This is a genomic window from Vibrio chagasii (assembly GCF_002954585.1).
GTDB classification, from domain to species: Bacteria; Pseudomonadota; Gammaproteobacteria; order Enterobacterales; family Vibrionaceae; genus Vibrio; species Vibrio chagasii_A.
Map to the genome: position 1 here is coordinate 1389287 of NZ_MSCI01000001.1, position 16163 is coordinate 1405449.

Annotated in this window: 19 protein-coding genes and 1 pseudogene; 13 read left to right on the forward strand and 7 right to left on the reverse strand. The window is 46.0% G+C overall.

The genetic code is table 11. The annotated features are described in order from the left end of the window. Position 1: 1 nt before the first annotated feature. From BTO10_RS06465 to BTO10_RS06500, 8 genes are all read left to right on the forward strand, one after another. Positions 2-1273 carry an NAD(P)/FAD-dependent oxidoreductase gene (locus BTO10_RS06465; RefSeq protein ID WP_105023993.1) on the forward strand — a complete coding sequence of 424 codons (1272 nt, stop codon included), beginning with the start codon at positions 2-4 and terminating at the stop codon, positions 1271-1273. Further along, the gene (locus tag BTO10_RS06470) at positions 1270-2076 is read left to right on the forward strand and encodes a DUF1365 domain-containing protein (RefSeq protein WP_105023994.1); all 807 of its coding nucleotides are present in this window, start codon (positions 1270-1272) and stop codon (positions 2074-2076) included. Before BTO10_RS06465 ends, BTO10_RS06470 begins: the two co-directional genes overlap by 4 nt. Before the next feature lie 104 nt (positions 2077-2180). Continuing rightward, positions 2181-3461 (forward strand): SAM-dependent methyltransferase, encoded by a 1281-nt coding sequence (locus BTO10_RS06475; RefSeq protein WP_105023995.1) that lies wholly within the window; start codon positions 2181-2183, stop codon positions 3459-3461. Further along, positions 3439-3963, forward strand: coding sequence for a DUF2878 domain-containing protein (locus BTO10_RS06480; RefSeq protein WP_105023996.1), 525 nt, complete (start codon positions 3439-3441; stop codon positions 3961-3963). The genes BTO10_RS06475 and BTO10_RS06480 overlap by 23 nt, the downstream gene beginning before the upstream one ends. A 3-nt stretch (positions 3964-3966) precedes the next feature. Further along, positions 3967-4572: a chalcone isomerase family protein gene (locus tag BTO10_RS06485; protein ID WP_105023997.1), complete on the forward strand. Its 606-nt coding sequence runs from the start codon at positions 3967-3969 to the stop codon at positions 4570-4572. Further along, entirely contained in the window at positions 4569-5111 is a 543-nt protein-coding gene (locus tag BTO10_RS06490) for a DUF3833 domain-containing protein (RefSeq protein WP_105023998.1), read from the forward strand. Before BTO10_RS06485 ends, BTO10_RS06490 begins: the two co-directional genes overlap by 4 nt. A 228-nt stretch (positions 5112-5339) precedes the next feature. Next, on the forward strand, positions 5340-5603 hold the full coding sequence (locus BTO10_RS06495; protein WP_102424279.1) for a DNA polymerase III subunit epsilon: 264 nt from the start codon (positions 5340-5342) through the stop codon (positions 5601-5603). Positions 5604-5734: 131 nt separating this feature from the next. After that, a complete protein-coding gene (locus tag BTO10_RS06500) occupies positions 5735-5974 on the forward strand; it encodes an RNA recognition motif domain-containing protein (RefSeq protein ID WP_105023999.1) in 240 nt (79 codons plus the stop codon). Between the two features lie 132 nt (positions 5975-6106). On the opposite strand, the gene BTO10_RS06505 is transcribed toward BTO10_RS06500, so the two are convergent. Together BTO10_RS06505 and BTO10_RS06510 are read right to left on the reverse strand one after the other, a co-directional pair. Beyond that, a complete protein-coding gene (locus BTO10_RS06505; RefSeq protein ID WP_105024000.1) occupies positions 6107-6451 on the reverse strand; it encodes a ribosome recycling factor family protein in 345 nt (114 codons plus the stop codon). A gap of 98 nt (positions 6452-6549) precedes the next feature. Further along, positions 6550-7425 (reverse strand): annotated as a pseudogene (locus tag BTO10_RS06510) (MalY/PatB family protein); the annotation flags it as partial. Between the two features lie 301 nt (positions 7426-7726). Here BTO10_RS06510 and BTO10_RS06515 point away from each other — a divergent pair. Both BTO10_RS06515 and aroQ read left to right on the forward strand, forming a co-directional pair. After that, the gene (locus BTO10_RS06515; protein WP_105024001.1) at positions 7727-8098 is read left to right on the forward strand and encodes a hypothetical protein; all 372 of its coding nucleotides are present in this window, start codon (positions 7727-7729) and stop codon (positions 8096-8098) included. Positions 8099-8111: 13 nt separating this feature from the next. After that, positions 8112-8555: a type II 3-dehydroquinate dehydratase gene (gene aroQ, locus BTO10_RS06520; RefSeq protein ID WP_008216825.1), complete on the forward strand. Its 444-nt coding sequence runs from the start codon at positions 8112-8114 to the stop codon at positions 8553-8555. A 144-nt stretch (positions 8556-8699) separates the two neighbouring features. Here the strand turns inward: aroQ and BTO10_RS06525 are convergent, their stop codons facing one another. From BTO10_RS06525 to BTO10_RS06535, 3 genes are all read right to left on the reverse strand, one after another. Further along, complete coding sequence (locus tag BTO10_RS06525; RefSeq protein ID WP_105024002.1) at positions 8700-9167, reverse strand: OsmC family protein; 468 nt, start codon at positions 9165-9167, stop codon at positions 8700-8702. 10 nt (positions 9168-9177) lie between these two features. Beyond that, positions 9178-9570, reverse strand: coding sequence for a GFA family protein (locus tag BTO10_RS06530; RefSeq protein WP_105024003.1), 393 nt, complete (start codon positions 9568-9570; stop codon positions 9178-9180). 100 nt (positions 9571-9670) lie between these two features. Then, positions 9671-10603, reverse strand: coding sequence for a LysR family transcriptional regulator (locus tag BTO10_RS06535; RefSeq protein ID WP_105024004.1), 933 nt, complete (start codon positions 10601-10603; stop codon positions 9671-9673). 125 nt (positions 10604-10728) lie between these two features. Here BTO10_RS06535 and BTO10_RS06540 point away from each other — a divergent pair, with 125 nt between their 5' ends. The 3 genes from BTO10_RS06540 to BTO10_RS06550 all read left to right on the forward strand — a co-directional run bounded on the left by BTO10_RS06540 (position 10729) and on the right by BTO10_RS06550 (position 13853). Beyond that, on the forward strand, positions 10729-11412 hold the full coding sequence (locus tag BTO10_RS06540) for an SDR family oxidoreductase (RefSeq protein ID WP_105024005.1): 684 nt from the start codon (positions 10729-10731) through the stop codon (positions 11410-11412). Between the two features lie 85 nt (positions 11413-11497). After that, positions 11498-12691 (forward strand): MFS transporter, encoded by a 1194-nt coding sequence (locus tag BTO10_RS06545; protein ID WP_105024006.1) that lies wholly within the window; start codon positions 11498-11500, stop codon positions 12689-12691. 73 nt (positions 12692-12764) lie between these two features. Beyond that, complete coding sequence (locus BTO10_RS06550) at positions 12765-13853, forward strand: alkene reductase (RefSeq protein ID WP_105024007.1); 1089 nt, start codon at positions 12765-12767, stop codon at positions 13851-13853. A 297-nt stretch (positions 13854-14150) separates the two neighbouring features. Here the strand turns inward: BTO10_RS06550 and rlmJ are convergent, their stop codons facing one another. Both rlmJ and secF read right to left on the reverse strand, forming a co-directional pair. Further along, positions 14151-15017, reverse strand: a complete 867-nt coding sequence (gene rlmJ, locus BTO10_RS06555; RefSeq protein ID WP_105024008.1) for a 23S rRNA (adenine(2030)-N(6))-methyltransferase RlmJ — start codon at positions 15015-15017, stop codon at positions 14151-14153. A gap of 202 nt (positions 15018-15219) precedes the next feature. After that, positions 15220-16161, reverse strand: coding sequence for a protein translocase subunit SecF (gene secF / locus BTO10_RS06560; RefSeq protein WP_105024009.1), 942 nt, complete (start codon positions 16159-16161; stop codon positions 15220-15222). Between the last annotated feature and the right edge of the window lie 2 nt (positions 16162-16163).

The window sequence follows — 16163 nt, forward strand, 5'->3', positions numbered from 1 at the left end:
AATGAAGAAAATCGCCATTATTGGTTCAGGCATTTCTGGACTCACTTGCGCGCACATATTAGATAAACACCACGACGTAACAGTATTCGAAAAAAATGATTACGTTGGTGGGCACACCGCCACCGTTGATATTGAACATCAAGGCTCGGCGTTCTCGATTGATACAGGCTTCATCGTGTTCAACGATCGAACCTACCCAAACTTCAATCAACTACTCGAACAGTTGGGTGTCGAACGACAACCGACAGAAATGAGCTTCAGTGTACACAACACAACCACTCAGTTTGAATACAATGGCCACAGCATCAACTCGCTGTTTGCGCAGAGGAGCAACATCTTCAAGCCGCAGTTCTGGTCGTTAATCTCTGACATTCTGAAATTCAACAAACTGTGTAAGGCTCAATTCGAAAGTAATCGCTTCTCACCTGACGTTACCCTTGGCAGTTTCCTACGTGACAATCAATTTTCTGACTTCTTTAGCCAACACTACATTTTGCCAATGGGGGCGGCTATTTGGTCAACCAGCCTTGAAGAGATGGAAGAGTTTGAACTTAAGTTCTTCATACAGTTCTTCTACAACCACGGCCTGCTAGATATCACCAATCGCCCTCAATGGTATGTGATTCCAAAAGGTTCTCGTTCTTATGTTGAGATCATCCTTTCTCGCCTAAGCAAGCCAGTGGCATTAAACACATCGATTCAACAAGTCACTCGCCATGAAACCGGCGTGACTATCAAATTTGAAGACGGTGCAACAAAGCAATTTGATGAGGTGATTTTCGCTTGCCATTCAGACCAAGCGTTAGCACTGCTAGGCGATGCAACACCTGAGGAGAGAAAGGTATTGGGTGAAATACCCTACAGCCGCAACGAAGTAGTTCTTCATACCGATACCAGCTTGCTACCAGACAGAAAGCTGGCGTGGGCAAGTTGGAACTACATGCTGGATGGTAATAGCAAGCGACCAGCTTGTGTCACTTACAACATGAATATTCTGCAGGGAATAGAGAGCAAAGATACCTTCTGCGTGACCTTAAACCAGAGTGAAGCCATTGCTCCAGAAAAGATCATCCGAAGCTTTGTGTATCACCACCCAGTATTGAACTCCAACACAGTCAATGCACAACAACAGCGTGACCGCATTTGCGGTAAACAGAATACGCATTTCGCAGGCGCGTATTGGTACAACGGGTTCCACGAAGATGGCGTGCATAGCGCATTGGATGTGACCAAGCGCTTTGGTCTGGATCTCAGCACGAGCACAGCACAATGAACACCGAGGCCCTAGCGTCCAACACAGAAATAGCATCTGAACAGAGTGAAGAGTTCAGCGGTATTTATTGGGGAAACGTCAGACATCGCCGCTTTGGTGATATCCCCCATGAGTTCAGCTACCAGCTCTACATGATGGGGCTAGATCTCGATGAGCTGCCTAAGACCACTGCGAGAAGTGTGCTGTTTGGGACTCGCTGGTACAACCCGATTCGCTTTGTCGAATCGGATTATCTTGCTGAAAAAGAAGAAAATGCGATTAGCGATGAACCTAAATCTCTAAAACAACGTATAGCATCCAAAGTACAACAGCTTGGTGGCGCTTGGTCTGATGTAAACCGAGTAACAATGCTGGCTCAATGCCGATGTTTAGGTATTTACTTTAGTCCAATTAACTGCTTTTTCTGTTACGACGAAGCAGACGAGTGTCGATATATGTTGGCCGAGGTTAGCAACACACCTTGGCGAGAGAGACATTATTATCTGATCGACATGCGCCAAGAGTTAAAAGTTAAAAAAGATTTTCACGTTTCGCCGTTCATGGATTTAAACATGACCTATTTTTGGAAAATTAAGCCACCAGCGAAACGAACGCTTGTCCACATCGAAAGCCGTCGAAGCGAACGAATATTCGATGCGACACTAGCGCTGACTAAGCAGTCAGTAACGAAAACAAACATTAGGCGAACGGTATTAAAGATCCCTGCAATGACAGTGAAAGTGGTGATGGGGATTTATTATCAGGCTCTCAAGTTATTCCTGAAAAAAGTACCGTTTGTGGCGCACCCTGACTCAACACCTTAAGCGCCAAAATCAATACTCAATTATGTTGCGAGTGTGCTCAAACCAACGAATGCCACCCAACTTAGTTGGCAAAAAAGTTAGAATGAATTCTCAGCGAGGTTGACATGGAACAGCTTGCAAAACAAAACAACAACATTGAACAACAAGCTAAAGCCGTTGCTGTTTCAAGCAACTGTAAGTATCGAGCTTTAATCTTTAAGGTCCTAGAGCGCCTGCAATTTGCAACGCTGGAAATCATCGAGCGAGACCAGCATTCGGTGTTTGGAGACAGAGAAGCAAATTTGAAAGGTCGAATTGTGATTCATGATGCGACCTTTTTTAGAGACGTGGTTGTCAACGGCAGTATCGGGGCATCCGAAGCGTATATAGACGGTAAATGGACCAGTCCAGACCTAACCCGCGTTATACAGATTATGGCTCGTAACCAAGCCCAGTTAGATGAGCTAGACGACAAAACTCAGTGGATTTCTCGCATTAAGAATCTACTGCTTCGTCGCAAAAACGCCAACACCGAGCAAGGCTCTAAGCGAAACATTTTGGCTCACTACGACATCGGTAATGAGCTATACGAACGTTTTCTTGATAGATCAATGCAGTACTCGTCGGCTATCTACAGCGAAGATGCATTAACCCTTTCGAAAGCACAGCAGAACAAAATGAAAACCATCTGTGAGCGTCTAGAACTATCTGAGGCAGACAGTGTGGTCGAGATTGGCACTGGCTGGGGTGGTTTAGCAATCTTCATGGCACAGCATTATGGCTGCCACGTCACGACGACGACTATTTCAGATGCACAGCACGAGTTGGCAGAGCAGCGCGTAAAATCGCTCGGCTTAACCGATAAAATAACTCTACTCAAAGAAGACTATCGCAACCTAACGGGTGAATACGATAAGTTGGTTTCCATCGAGATGATAGAAGCGGTGGGACATGAATACCTGCAAACCTTCTTTGAGAAATGCTCTTCATTGTTGAAGCCTTCCGGCAAAATGTTGATACAAGCGATTACCATCGCCGATGGGCGTTATGAAAAGTACCGCAAAGGCGTCGACTTTATCCAAAAGTACATTTTCCCTGGCGGCTGCTTACCTTCGGTATCAGTGATGACCCAACATCTTGCGACCAGCACAGACCTTGTCGTTCAAGAAATTGACGATATTGGTCTGCATTACGCTCGCACATTGAACGACTGGAACGTTGCCTTTCAAAACAGCTGGGAAGAATTGCAATCACTGGGCTATTCAGAAGAGTTCAAGCGCCTGTGGACCTTCTACTTCTGCTACTGTGAAGGTGCATTCAAAGAGCGAGTGATCAGTACTCACCATTTAGTGGCAAGAAAACCTCGTTACTTTGGAGCGAAAGATGAAACGGTTTTGGATTATTAATCTCATTCTGTTTCAAGCGACCTGGGTTTGTAGCGCGTTCTTCACCGCTCAAGCCCCGTTCGTAACACCGCTGCTGGTGATCATTCACTTCCTATTGTCACCGACTCGCCACAGCGACCTTAAAATACTCGTTTTATTACCATTGGGGTTACTGCTTGATAGCCTCATGCTTCACTTCGGCGTCTTCACCGTCGACCCTGCCATTGCCAATCAATCATGGTTCCCTGTATGGCTCGTCTGCCTATGGATCATGTTCTTGATTAGTTTCAACCACAGCCTTAACTGGCTCTTAAAATGCTCAAAAGTGATCTTGTTCGCCTTAGGGTTCGTAGCGGGTACTAGTAGCTATTGGGGAGGAATCAAAGCGGGAGCCCTCCTTGCTACTTGGCCAGATGCATCGGTAGTTGCTGCCCTTGCGTTGAGTTGGGGGATATTTTTGCCTCTTCTTGTGGCCGCCTACTCCAACTTAATGAAACCGACAATGGCAAGGACAACGAGGTGACTTATGGCTTACTCACTCAAACGGACACAGGCGCTCCATTCAAAGAGCACTGAGAGTCACGCGTGTGCCCAATCTAACACTCTAACAGCTGCAAACAATCACTACACAAGAGCATTTCTAGGTGCGTTCACTCTCTCTCTATTAATCGCAGCATTACTGTTTGCCGGGCAAGCTCGCGCCTCTGCTGTCGACGATTTAAATAAGCGCGGACAAGGGGAAATGAGTTACCTATTTTGGACCCTCTACTCTGCTGAATTCTACACCGCACCTTCGAGTTCAGAACGCGCCCTGAAAATAGAGTACTACCGCGCGATAGACAGTAAGGACCTAGTCGAAGCAACCGAGGATCAGTGGAACAAGCTCGGCTACCCTAACAGCAATATCGAACGCTGGTTGAAGCCCCTCTACTCGATGTGGCCCAACGTAGAAGCAGGAAGCACACTAACGATTCGCGTAGCAGAAGATAATGTCAGCCGCTTTTACTTCGATGAGCAGCCTATTGGTGTCATTCAAGACAAACAATTTGGCGATGCCTTCCTAGCGATCTGGCTATCTGAAAACACCTCCGAACCTGGCCTACGCAAACAACTATTAGGTTTGAATAAATGAATCCAAAAACAAAAATAATCAAATTTGCTCTCGCAATACTGTCTCTTAGTTGGCTAATAGGTTGCGGCTCTGCCAGCCTTGATAATCATGTCGACACAACACCAGAGCTCAAGCTTGAGTCCTTCTTCAATGGCGAGTTAATGGCCTACGGTATGGTGCTCGACCGCTCCGGCAACTTGCTACGACGCTTCGATGCTAAACTCATCGCTACGTGGGAAGGTAATAATGGTGAAATCAAAGAGTGGTTCTCATTTGCCGATGGTGAACGCTCAACTCGAGTGTGGAACCTGATAAAAACCGGCGACAACACCTACTCAGGCACCGCTAACGATGTTGTAGGAACCGCTTATGGTGAAACCCAAGGCTCTGCGCTCTACTGGAAGTACGATTTAGAAATTGAAGTCGACGGCAGTACCTATGAAGTTACATTGGATGATTGGATGTTCTTGATGGACGAAAAGCGATTGTTCAATAAAACAGAGATGTCTAAGTTTGGCTTTAAAGTCGGAGAAGTCATCCTGTACATCGAAAAGATTTAGACAACTCGCCTTTCAATTCAATCTGAATCACTCGCTTTAGAATCCAGCCCACTACTGCACGTTGTGGGCTGTTTCGTTTAATCCCTCGAATAGCATGCCTACATGCTTCCCCACTATGCTAAGATGCGCCACCAGCGTACAAATGGCTAATACCTCATACTGATGAATACCCCTTTGTTTCGCCACGTGTAGATTCCCTACCACGATAAATTAAAAAGGCTTTAAAGCATGAGCAAGTTAACCTCAGCGGAGCGTAAGGCTCGCGACAATGAACGTTTCTCACAACGCGTAAACGAGCGCAGAGAAAAAGGTGAAGACGTAGCTGCTTACGCATTAACCAACAAAAAAGCCGTTAAATTCCTGACCAAGTCAGAGAAGAAACGTCTCAATGAGATGAAAACAGCTCGCCAAGAAGAGCTTCGTCAGAAAGAACAAGAAGAGCTGAACCGAATCGAAGACGCCTTCACCATCAAACAGTTCGACGACGAATAATCACACCAAACAACTCAAAGTGCTGTCGCAGATTTTGGCTACCCAAACAAATGAGATCTTAAATTATTTTGTAAGGGTGACCTTCAAAGTGTGCGACAATGCGCGATGTAAATTCATATTCAAGGTTCATTATGAAACTTCTAGTTCGTAACCTATCTCGCTCAACAACAGAGCAAGACATCCGTGTACTATTTTCTGAGTTCGGTTCAGTAAAAGCATGCAACCTAGTATTAGACCAAGAAACTGGCTACTCAAAAGGTTTTGCTTTCGTTGAAATGCCAGAGCAAGAAGAAGCGAAAACTGCACTAGACAAGCTGCACATGACCAAGCTTGGCAAAAACACGATTCGTGTAAAAATCGCCAACTCTTAATTCGACTTTAATTCTCTCGCTGGTTTCACAGAAACTCAGATGATAAAGCCCGTAACGATATCGCGCTGAAATAACGCCATATCGTTACGGGCTTTTTGCTGCTCGGTACTTTTCTAAGCACTCATAACTTATCTATAGCCCTTCATAGTCATCAATGGCTCGTCGTGCTTCGGCCATAGAACACCCAGACTCCATGACCAATTGAGCAACTGTCATAGAAGGAGTTGCGGCTAACAGCGACGCCAAACACACCACAGGTTTTGGCAGTACCTTGTCTATGGCTACTGCTATCCAGCCGTCTTTTTCATGAGTTAACAAAGCTTTGAATTCGATCAATTGATGCTCTTGAGCCACCAATAACCAGTTGCGTGAGCGACGAACTCGCTTCAACTGACATCCACACTCAGCAGCGTTCGCTATTACTTGGCTCTTATCACTCACACGATGTACAAAACTATTCAGTGGGACGCTAAACATAACTCTCTGCCAATCAATCTCTATAATCATTCTGCGCTGTCTTGAACTGCTTGGTGAAACCGTGAGTAGGATTACACAGACAAAAAAAAACCGCCAGTCATACGCTCCAGCCACTCTTCCCCCTTTTCAAAAGCAGCAATGGTCGCAAATGTCGTCAAAGCGTTACCGTGGTCAAGGTACATCGCCGCTACGTTGGCTTTAAACGCTTCAAATAGGGCTTCATTATTGGTGTAAACATAGCCGTTAGAGATGCTGTGCATGCCAAAGGTTTTCGCCGGTGAACCAATCAGGGTGATCACCTTGTCGTAATCGAAACTGGTCAAGCTCGTGAAAGTATGGCCTTCAAAAATAATGTCGGAATGGATTTCATCGCTGATGACCAGAACATCATGACGCTTAGCGAACTCAACAACTTGCTCTATTTCTTGCGCTGTCCATACGCGACCCGTTGGGTTGTGCGGGTTACAGAAAATCATCGTCTTCACTTGATGGTCGACGATCTGTTGCTCCATCCCCTCGAAATCAATTTGGTAACTTTGGCCATCATTTACCAACGGGCTTTTCACTACCTCGCGACCGGCTTTGTTCACCAAGTTAGAAAACTGGTGATAGGCTGGCGTATGAATAAGCACGCCATCACCTTCGTTGGTGAATTGGCGCATTAACAAGGCAATACCAGAGAGCACACCCGGCACCTGCACAAATTTGTCCGCTGAAAGATTTAGCCCATGACGCTTTGCATACCATTTTGAAAGAGCTTCAAACACCGCTTGCTCATGAAACTCGTAAGAGTACACGCCGCGTCCGACCAAACGATTCAGCTCTTGGGTAATGGGTTCCGCTATCTGAAAATCCATATCGGCAACCCAATATGGGAATACATCTGTGGTGTTATACATATTCATAAGCATCTGCGGTTTGCTTTTAATAAACGCATTATCACCGCAGTTCGATGTACTCTTAAACGCTGTCATGGTCTGTCCTCAGTTAGTTTCTCAATCATCTTTTACAAATAAGATGAATTGCATAAATGCCCGTAAGACGACGGCAAAGTCAAAAAGACGAAGCTTTTAGAAAAAACTGGAAATGAGTCCCTTGCCTCTACCTTGATCTCAGCCTTAACCGAATTCGTAATAAGGCAATTCTTGTGTAGTAATTAGTGCTGATTTTTGAGAGCGATGCAGCGGTTGTGGTGGCGTCGGCAAAGCGATTTGCTTTTCACTTGCCGATCTCGGTGCGACAGAGATCGCAATATATGACCGGGATCTAACAAAAATGAATAGCCTAGCGAAGCTGCTTGCGGCTGAGAATGTAGATACCGTATGTTTGAATGAAACGACGCTAGAAACAGCGGTACAAAAAGCAGAAGGTGTCCTCAATTGCACGCCCATCGGTCACTATCAAACACCCGGTTGCCCAATTGAAGCCTCTTGGTTGCAGGATCAGGCTTGGTGTTTTGATGCCGTATACACACCGCGGGAGACAGAGTTTCTAAAAGCCGCACAGCTAAAATCTATCAATACGTTGAGTGGCTTTGAGCTCTTTTTCCATCAAGCGCACGATGCGTTCACCCTGTTCACCGGTGCCCAAGTTTCAACTCAACAACTCAATACTTTTAAGCAAACACAGCTTGAGAATTTACGTTAAGGACAATGACTCAATGAAAAAAATCTTAATACTCAACGGACCAAACCTAAACCTACTTGGCACACGTGAGCCTGCACAATACGGCTACGAAACACTGGCTGACGTAGAAGAAAACTGCCGCAAAGTCGCAGCGGAGTACGGTTATGACGCTGAGTGTTTTCAAAGCAATACTGAAGGCAGCCTAATTGATGCTATCCACAAAGCGGGCCGTGAGTTTACTCAAGGTGAATGCGCTGGCGTTGTATTTAACCCGGGCGCTTACACGCATACATCGATTGCTCTTCACGATGCGATCAAAGGGGTTGAGGTACCAGTGGTTGAAGTACACATCTCTAACGTGCATGCACGCGAAGCTTTCCGCCATCACTCGTACATCTCGCCTGTCGCTGCAGGCACCATCATAGGTATGGGTACGAAAGGCTACAAATTAGCGTTAGATTTTTTGTTAGATAAGTAATCAAACTGAATACGTTGAGAGGCGCTTTGAAGAAGTCGTTGTAAGCAGATCGGCTTGAGCAACGCCCTATCAATCCAAAGTAAGGGAGCATCGCTAAGTTGCTCCCTTAATTGATCTTGAGTACAACTGAGAAAATCGTGTGGGTTACGAGTCTATCTCTACCGTGATCTCGGTTTTTACAGAATTGGCAATGAAGCAGTTACTGTGCGCCAGATGGTGCAGTTTTTCGAGCTGTTTATCCGTGGGGCGCTTATCACCAACAAATTGGATTTGAGGTCTAAGCGTCACATGACTCACCCAAGCGCGCCCCGCTTTATCTTCTTCAAGAACACCAATCGCATCATCAACGTAAGACTCAATCACGTATTTACGCTTAGCTGCAATGCCCAAAAACGTCAGCATATGACAACTGGCAATCGCAGCAATAAAGGCTTCTTCGGGATCAACATTTTCTTCAACAGAGAGTGGTAGTGGCACTACATGAGGCGATGACGACGCAGGGACAATAACGCCACCATCAAATTCCCACGTATGCCCGCGACTGTATTGGTTATCGCTAAATACCTCATCTTCATCTTTCTGCCAACGAATCAGAGCACCATAATCCGACATATTTTTCTCCTTAGCGATCCGCAGGATGGTTCACACCATCGTTAGTTACCACATCACCAATATCAAAAGGGTTCACGCCTTCCAAACAACCAATATTGAATCCGTATTCATTTGGGCTAGAGCGACGTTGATGATGGGTATAGATACCGCAGTTCGAACAGAAGTAGTGCTTCGCGGTGTTGGTATTGAATTGATATAACTTGAGATGCTCTGCACCTTTGAGGATCTTGATGCCATCCAAGGCTACCGAACCCACTATCGCGCCTTTACGACGACAGATAGAGCAATCGCAGCGACGCGGCTTTTCGATGCCGTTAGGTAGACTAAGCTCTAACTCCACCGCTCCGCAGTGACAGATCGCTTTATGAAATGGTTTGATCACCGTGTTACCAACTATTTTCATTGTTCTCTCCAGTAACGTCCATATATTGCTCACATCATAACCAGTTCTGCCAGTCCTGTCCGTAGTCCCGTTTTCAGTTCGAGAGTTTTGTCATATCGCGTTAATTAATTGATTTATCTGTCAAACGACCAAAATTATCGATTAGAAAGTCCAAGAACAGTCGAATTCGCTTAGGTTGATACTTCTTGCTGATGTACACCACATTCAAGTCGGCGCTCGATACAGAGGTCGAGGTATTGAAGTTTTTCATATAGCCGTTGAGCAGCGTGACAAGGCGTTGGTTATTGATGTCATCTTGCACATCCAACACTGATTTGAGCGCAATACCCTCGCCTTTTAATGCCCAATAGCGAATCACTTCGCCATCGTCTGAGAATCGTTTTGGCACAACGGTAATCGACTTCTTCATATCGTGATCTTGAAAGTGCCATGTTTTCAGTTCTTCATTGCTACGTAGCATTGCCAAACAATCGTGGTCTGCTAAGTCTTGAGGCGTTAGGGGCGTTCCATGCTTCGCAAGATATTTAGGAGAAGCACACAACACACGTCGGCTCGGGGATAAACGTCTTGATATCAAACTGCTGTCGACTAACTCTCCGTAGCGAATCACCACATCCATGCCCGACTCTGCAATATTCGACAGGTTATCGTTCAAATACAGGTAAGGGATCACGTCAGGATATTGCTGACAGAACTCAGAGAGAATCGGAAGAATGTACTGCTTGCCGATGTCTTTCGGCGCGGCGATCTTTAATGGGCCTTTAACCTCTTTGACGCCATTTTGAATCAGGTTTTCGGCTTCGCTAACGTTATCCAATATCTCCAAACACGCCTTGTGGTACAGCTCTCCAGAGTCAGTTAAAGACACATGTCGAGTACTTCGATTCAACAGCTTCACGCCATATCGTTCTTCCAGTGCTTGTAGCCTTGCCGTCATGGTCGCAGGTGATAAGCCTAGCTCTCGCCCTGCTGCAGCCAACCCTTGGTGCTTAACGATACTGACGAACATCGCCATGTCTGAAAACTTATCCATGCTACTTCTTCCTCATCATACTGTTCATCTCATCCGAATAATGAATTCACATTTTAGCCAATTATCAAAATTAATCGAATAAATATAATGGCCAACCATCAGCAGAACACGCAGGAATTCAGAACATGAACAACGTAGTAACGAACCAAGAAAAAAGCACTTTCGTCATCATTGGTGGCACGTCTGGCATCGGTAAAGCATTAGCGATGCAATTGAGAAACGAAGACAACACTGTACACATTGCAAGCCGACATACCGGCGTTGATATCAGCAATGAAAAGTCGATTTGCGAGTACTTCGAATCGATTGGTCCCTTCGATCATTTGGTGGTCACGGCTGGCTCATCTGCTCCCGCAGGAAAGGTGACCGACGTTGCTCTTAAAGACGCAAAAACGGCATTTGATACCAAATTTTGGGGCAGCCTAAACGTCGCCAAGCATGCGGCGCGTTACATCAAACCCAAGGGTTCTATCACGCTTACCACAGGCATGTTGTCACGCAAAGTGGTCGCCGGCACTTACGTAAAAACCGCCATCAACGCCGCACTAGAGAGCTTGACTAAAGTGCTTGCAAAAGAACTTGCGCCTATTCGAGTGAACGCCGTCAGCCCAGGTTTAACCATGACCGAAGCCTACAAAAATATGGACGACTCATCTCGTAACGCCATGTATGACAACGCCAAGAAGAACTTACCTGTTGGCAAAGTCGGTGATGCTTCAGAGGCCGCCATGGGCTACCTGTTCGCGATTAATAACACATATGTGACCGGCTCAATTATCGACATCGATGGCGGCGCGCTACTCGGCTAAAACACTTCACAAAGACACAAAGAACAATTGTTAGGGCGTGTACCTAAGCGTCCTAACAAACCAGAATTTACATAGGCATATCATCATGAAAAAAGAACAGATCCCATTACAAGTTTGGATATTGACACTCGCAGCATTTGCGATCGGCACCGCTGAGTTTGTTATCGCAGGCATTCTTCCACAAATTGCTACATCCCTTTCGATCACAGAAGGCCAAGCAGGTTATCTAATCAGTGCTTACGCGTTAGCTATCGTTATCGGTGGGCCAATCTTAACCATCTACCTTGCTCGCTTTAATAAGAAGATGGTACTGATTGGATTAATGGCGCTATTCATTATTGGTAATGTCTTGTCAGCCCTAGCGCCTAACTACTCATTGCTGCTCGCTAGCCGTGTAATTGCAGGCTTAGTTCAAGGGCCTTTCTATGGCATAGGTGCGGTTGTTGCGACCAACCTGGTATCGGAAAAAATGGCAGGCCGCGCGGTTGGTCAAATGTTCGCAGGCTTAACACTGGCTAACGTTCTTGGCGTTCCCGCTGGTACATGGATTAGCTTGCAGTTCGGTTGGCACACCACCTTCTTTACCGTAGCTGCACTTGGCACCATCGCAATGATTTCTATCCTGACATCTATCAAATCAAGCGGTCACAGCGAAGCGAAAGACATCAAAACTCAACTAATGGCATTTAGAAATCCAATGCTACTGATCAGCTTGGCGATCACCGCTTTTGCTTGGTCTGGGTTTATGACGCTTTACGGCTACCTTGCTCCTATTGCCATGCACATCACGGGCTACGGTCAAGACTCAGTCACTTGGATCTTAGTGATTGTCGGTGTGGGCTTAATCATAGGTAACACATTAGGCGGCCGCTCTTCAGATAAAGATTTAGGCAAAGCTTCCATGTTTTGGGCTATCGCGATGATCGCTTCACTGGTTGTGGTGGGCCTGGTGGTAGACAACAAAATACTATTCGTTGCAGCTGCATTTGTCTTTGGCATTGCATCATTTGCGAACGTTCCTGCCATGCAACTTCGAGTAATGAACCACGGTGGCGAAGGACAAGAACTTGCTGCTACAGCCAACATTTCAGCCTTTAACCTAGCGAATGCCTTCGGTGGATTCCTTGGTGGCATGGTACTCGACAGCCAGCTAGGGGCAGGCATGATTCCATTCGCAGCCGTTGTTGTTCCTGTCATTGGCTTGCTACTTATCGCCAAAGCCAACCAAGCTGATAAGCCTCAGAGCAACTCGATTTTCAGCCCGGCGGAAAGCAAGTAATCCGCTCTATAACCCGAATACAAAACTAAAAACATTGAATTAAAAAGTACTGAATTAAAACAAGGTAGATACCATGAACAAATTATTCGAAACACCAGCACTCAAAGGCCTAGCACTGCAAAACCGTGTCGTTATGGCACCCATGACTCGCGCTCGTACCAGCCAACCGGGCAATGTGCCAAACGATATGATGGCGACCTACTACCAACAACGTGCGAGCGCTGGCCTAATCATCACTGAAGCGACGCAGATCTCTGATGACTCTCAAGGCTACTCATTCACTCCCGGCGTTTACACCGATGCACAAATTGAAGGTTGGAAGTCAGTAACCAAAGTAGCCAAAGAACAAGGCGCAGCAATATTCTGTCAGCTCTGGCATGTCGGCCGCGTGTCTCACCCTACCTTTCAAAAAGGCGAACTGCCGATAGCACCGTCAGCTTTGGCTCCAATAGAAACTCAGGTGTGGATTTCTGATGAGAATGGCAACGGCAATATGGTCGATTGCATCCAACCAAGAGAGATGACCCAAGCAGACATCGATCGAGTGGTTCAAGATTTTGCGAATGCAGCAAAGAAAGCCATCGAAGCAGGCTTTAATGGTGTCGAGATCCACGGCGGAAATGGCTACCTGATTGACCAGTTCCTAAGAACCAACTCAAACAAGCGCAACGACAACTACGGTGGAAGCCGTGAGAACAGACTTCGCTTCCTGATTGAAGTGGTTGATGCTGTTATTGCAGAGATAGGTGCCGATAAAGTCGGCGTGCGTTTGGCGCCATTCATCACCTTTAAAGATATGAACTGCCCAGACATAGTGCCAACGATTTTGGAGGCTTCGAAAGCACTGCAAGCTCGTGATATCGCTTATCTGCATCTTTCAGAAGCTGATTGGGATGATGCACCGGTTATCCCTGAAAGCTTCCGAATTGAGCTAAGAGAGCTATTCTCCAACACCATCATCGTCGCAGGCAGCTACACACCACAACGCGCGGAAGAAGTATTAAGCAAAGGCTACGCGGATCTCGTCGCATTTGGTCGCCCATTCGTAGCAAATCCAGATCTCGTATCACGCCTACAAAACGGCAGCGAGCTAGCACAACTTGATGGAGCTACCCTATTCGGCGGAAATGAAAAAGGTTATATCGATTATCCAGCGTTGTAGTGGGTTTTGAAGTGATAGTGCTGCCTAGAGTTTTCCTTCAGGCAAAAGAAAGGCTCGCGTGACTAGTGCGAGCCTAATGCAGTTTAGGGGGTAAACCACAATCTGATATTAATTTGGGCTAATTATTTAACTTATGAGCCATTATGCACTTGCGCGCACTAATATTCCATTTTTAAATGATTCACGGCAATTAATCAATCGATAAAAGTTAGCGTTTGGTCAATTTAAACCACATAAATAACAATGATTTAGTGAGCGATGTCTACTAATTCATCAGAAAGCCCATACAAAGCAGATTTATAGACTTTTCATTTGCCAATAGCCTTCACCATTGGTTGCGAGCTGACTATGTAAATAATCGAGCGTGTCAGCAACCGTCCCTGCAATGCCTTGTGGTGGGTTAAATAATAGTAAGCCACTACCAATAAGGCGGTCATCCCCTTTCGGATCGCGCAGTCGTAATTCCGACTTTATCGGACTTGGCAACAAGCCATCTGTCACCGCTGTCACACAGTGCTCCAATATTAGAGAGCTTCGATCATCGGTGTATAACGGATACCAAATTAACGCAGAGACTCTCTCTGACTGCTGATAGGCCTTAACCAAAGCATCAATCACCGCGAGATATTCGGAATCCGTTTCGTAAGGTGGATCGATCACAATCAGGTGGTGGCTATCATGTTTCGCGACATCGTCAGGCAGTGCTTTAAGCCCATCGCCCGCACTAATGGTCAGCTTGCTAGAGACATCCAGATCGCGTTGTAACTTCTCAATATTGGTTTGCAGTAAGTCGGCTTCATCTTGCTGAATATCTGAAAAATAGAAGCTATCTTGGCTGCGACCTTGTTGATAGGTAATCGCCGCTGAACCGGGATACAGCGTAATAAGTTGATTCGGATTGTAGTATTCCAACACCAACATAAAAGATGCGAATGACTCAGGAAGGTACGCCTTGTTTCGCCAAAGGTACCCAACCCCTTCTGCAAACTCGCCAGCGTGATTACTTGGCGCAGTGGTTAGGTCGTAACACCCTGTACCTGAGTGAGTGTCGATAACATTGAGGCGCGAATGCTGCTGCATTAATGACTGAACCAGAGCACTTAATACAGGGTGCTTCAGTGCATCACCGTGGTCGCCTACGTGACATTGATGTCGATATTCCATTCCCTTGCCTCATTTCTACTAACGTCATATAAACATACTTCATATCATTAGTGCTTGCCTGCTCAACCCGTCGTTTTTTGAAATAGGCTCTCTTTTCTCTAACTAATTGACTCTTAAATAAAATAAAGCCCTTCGTTCGGTTAAAAACGAAGGGCTAAAGTAAACTCACTTACTGAGTTGCAGCATTATCAAAATAGATAACTTAAGGGTACTCACCCTCAACTTCTACCGGCGGTTTCACTTGATAGTGACAAGGCTGTAGGCCAAGTAATTTCGGAAGGGTGATACCGACCGAGATTGAAGACCATGTACCACTCGCAATGCCGACAACCAATGCAATCGCAAAACCTTGTAGCGCTGCGCCACCAAGCAACCAAAGTGCAGATACCGTTAACAAAGTCGTACCTGAAGTCACCATGGTACGAGAGAACGTCGCTTTAACTGATTCGTTAAGCAGGTTGTCAGTATCACCGTTAGGGTTGCCACGCAGCATCTCACGGACACGGTCAGCAATGATGATCGAGTCATTCAGTGAGTAACCCAGAATCGCTAATACCGCCGCTAACACCGTTAGGTTGAACTCAAACTGAGTCAAAGCGAATAAGCCGAAGATAATCGTCACGTCGTAAATGATCGCAGCCAAAGCACCTAGAGCTAAACGCCATTCAAATCGTACACTTAGGTAAAGCATGATCATTAAGAAACACACCAATACCGCTAAACCACCTTGGTCAACCATGTCTTGACCCACTTGAGGGCCAACCACACTGCTGTTCAGCACTTTCACTTGGTCACTCACCGATGCCAAAGCATCAACTAAGTTAATCTGCGGTGCGTCTGTCAGTTGGCTGTAGCGAATGGTCCAGCGGTCTTGCTCTGCCATGCCAACCACTTGCACGTCTTGTTGGAAAGCGGCATCAAGCTGTGTTTTCAATGCGTCTTTGGTCACTTGATCAGAAAGTTGAACCTCAGCAACCACACCGCCTGTAAAGTCCAAACCCCAGTTAAACCCTTTCACGGCCACTAGCATTACTGAGCTCATGAACAGAACAATAGAGATTACTGACATCACCTTACGCAGGAGAGTCATATTGCTATTGGAAAAATAGCGTTCTGAAATTGTCATTTTTGTTGAAGTACTCATGC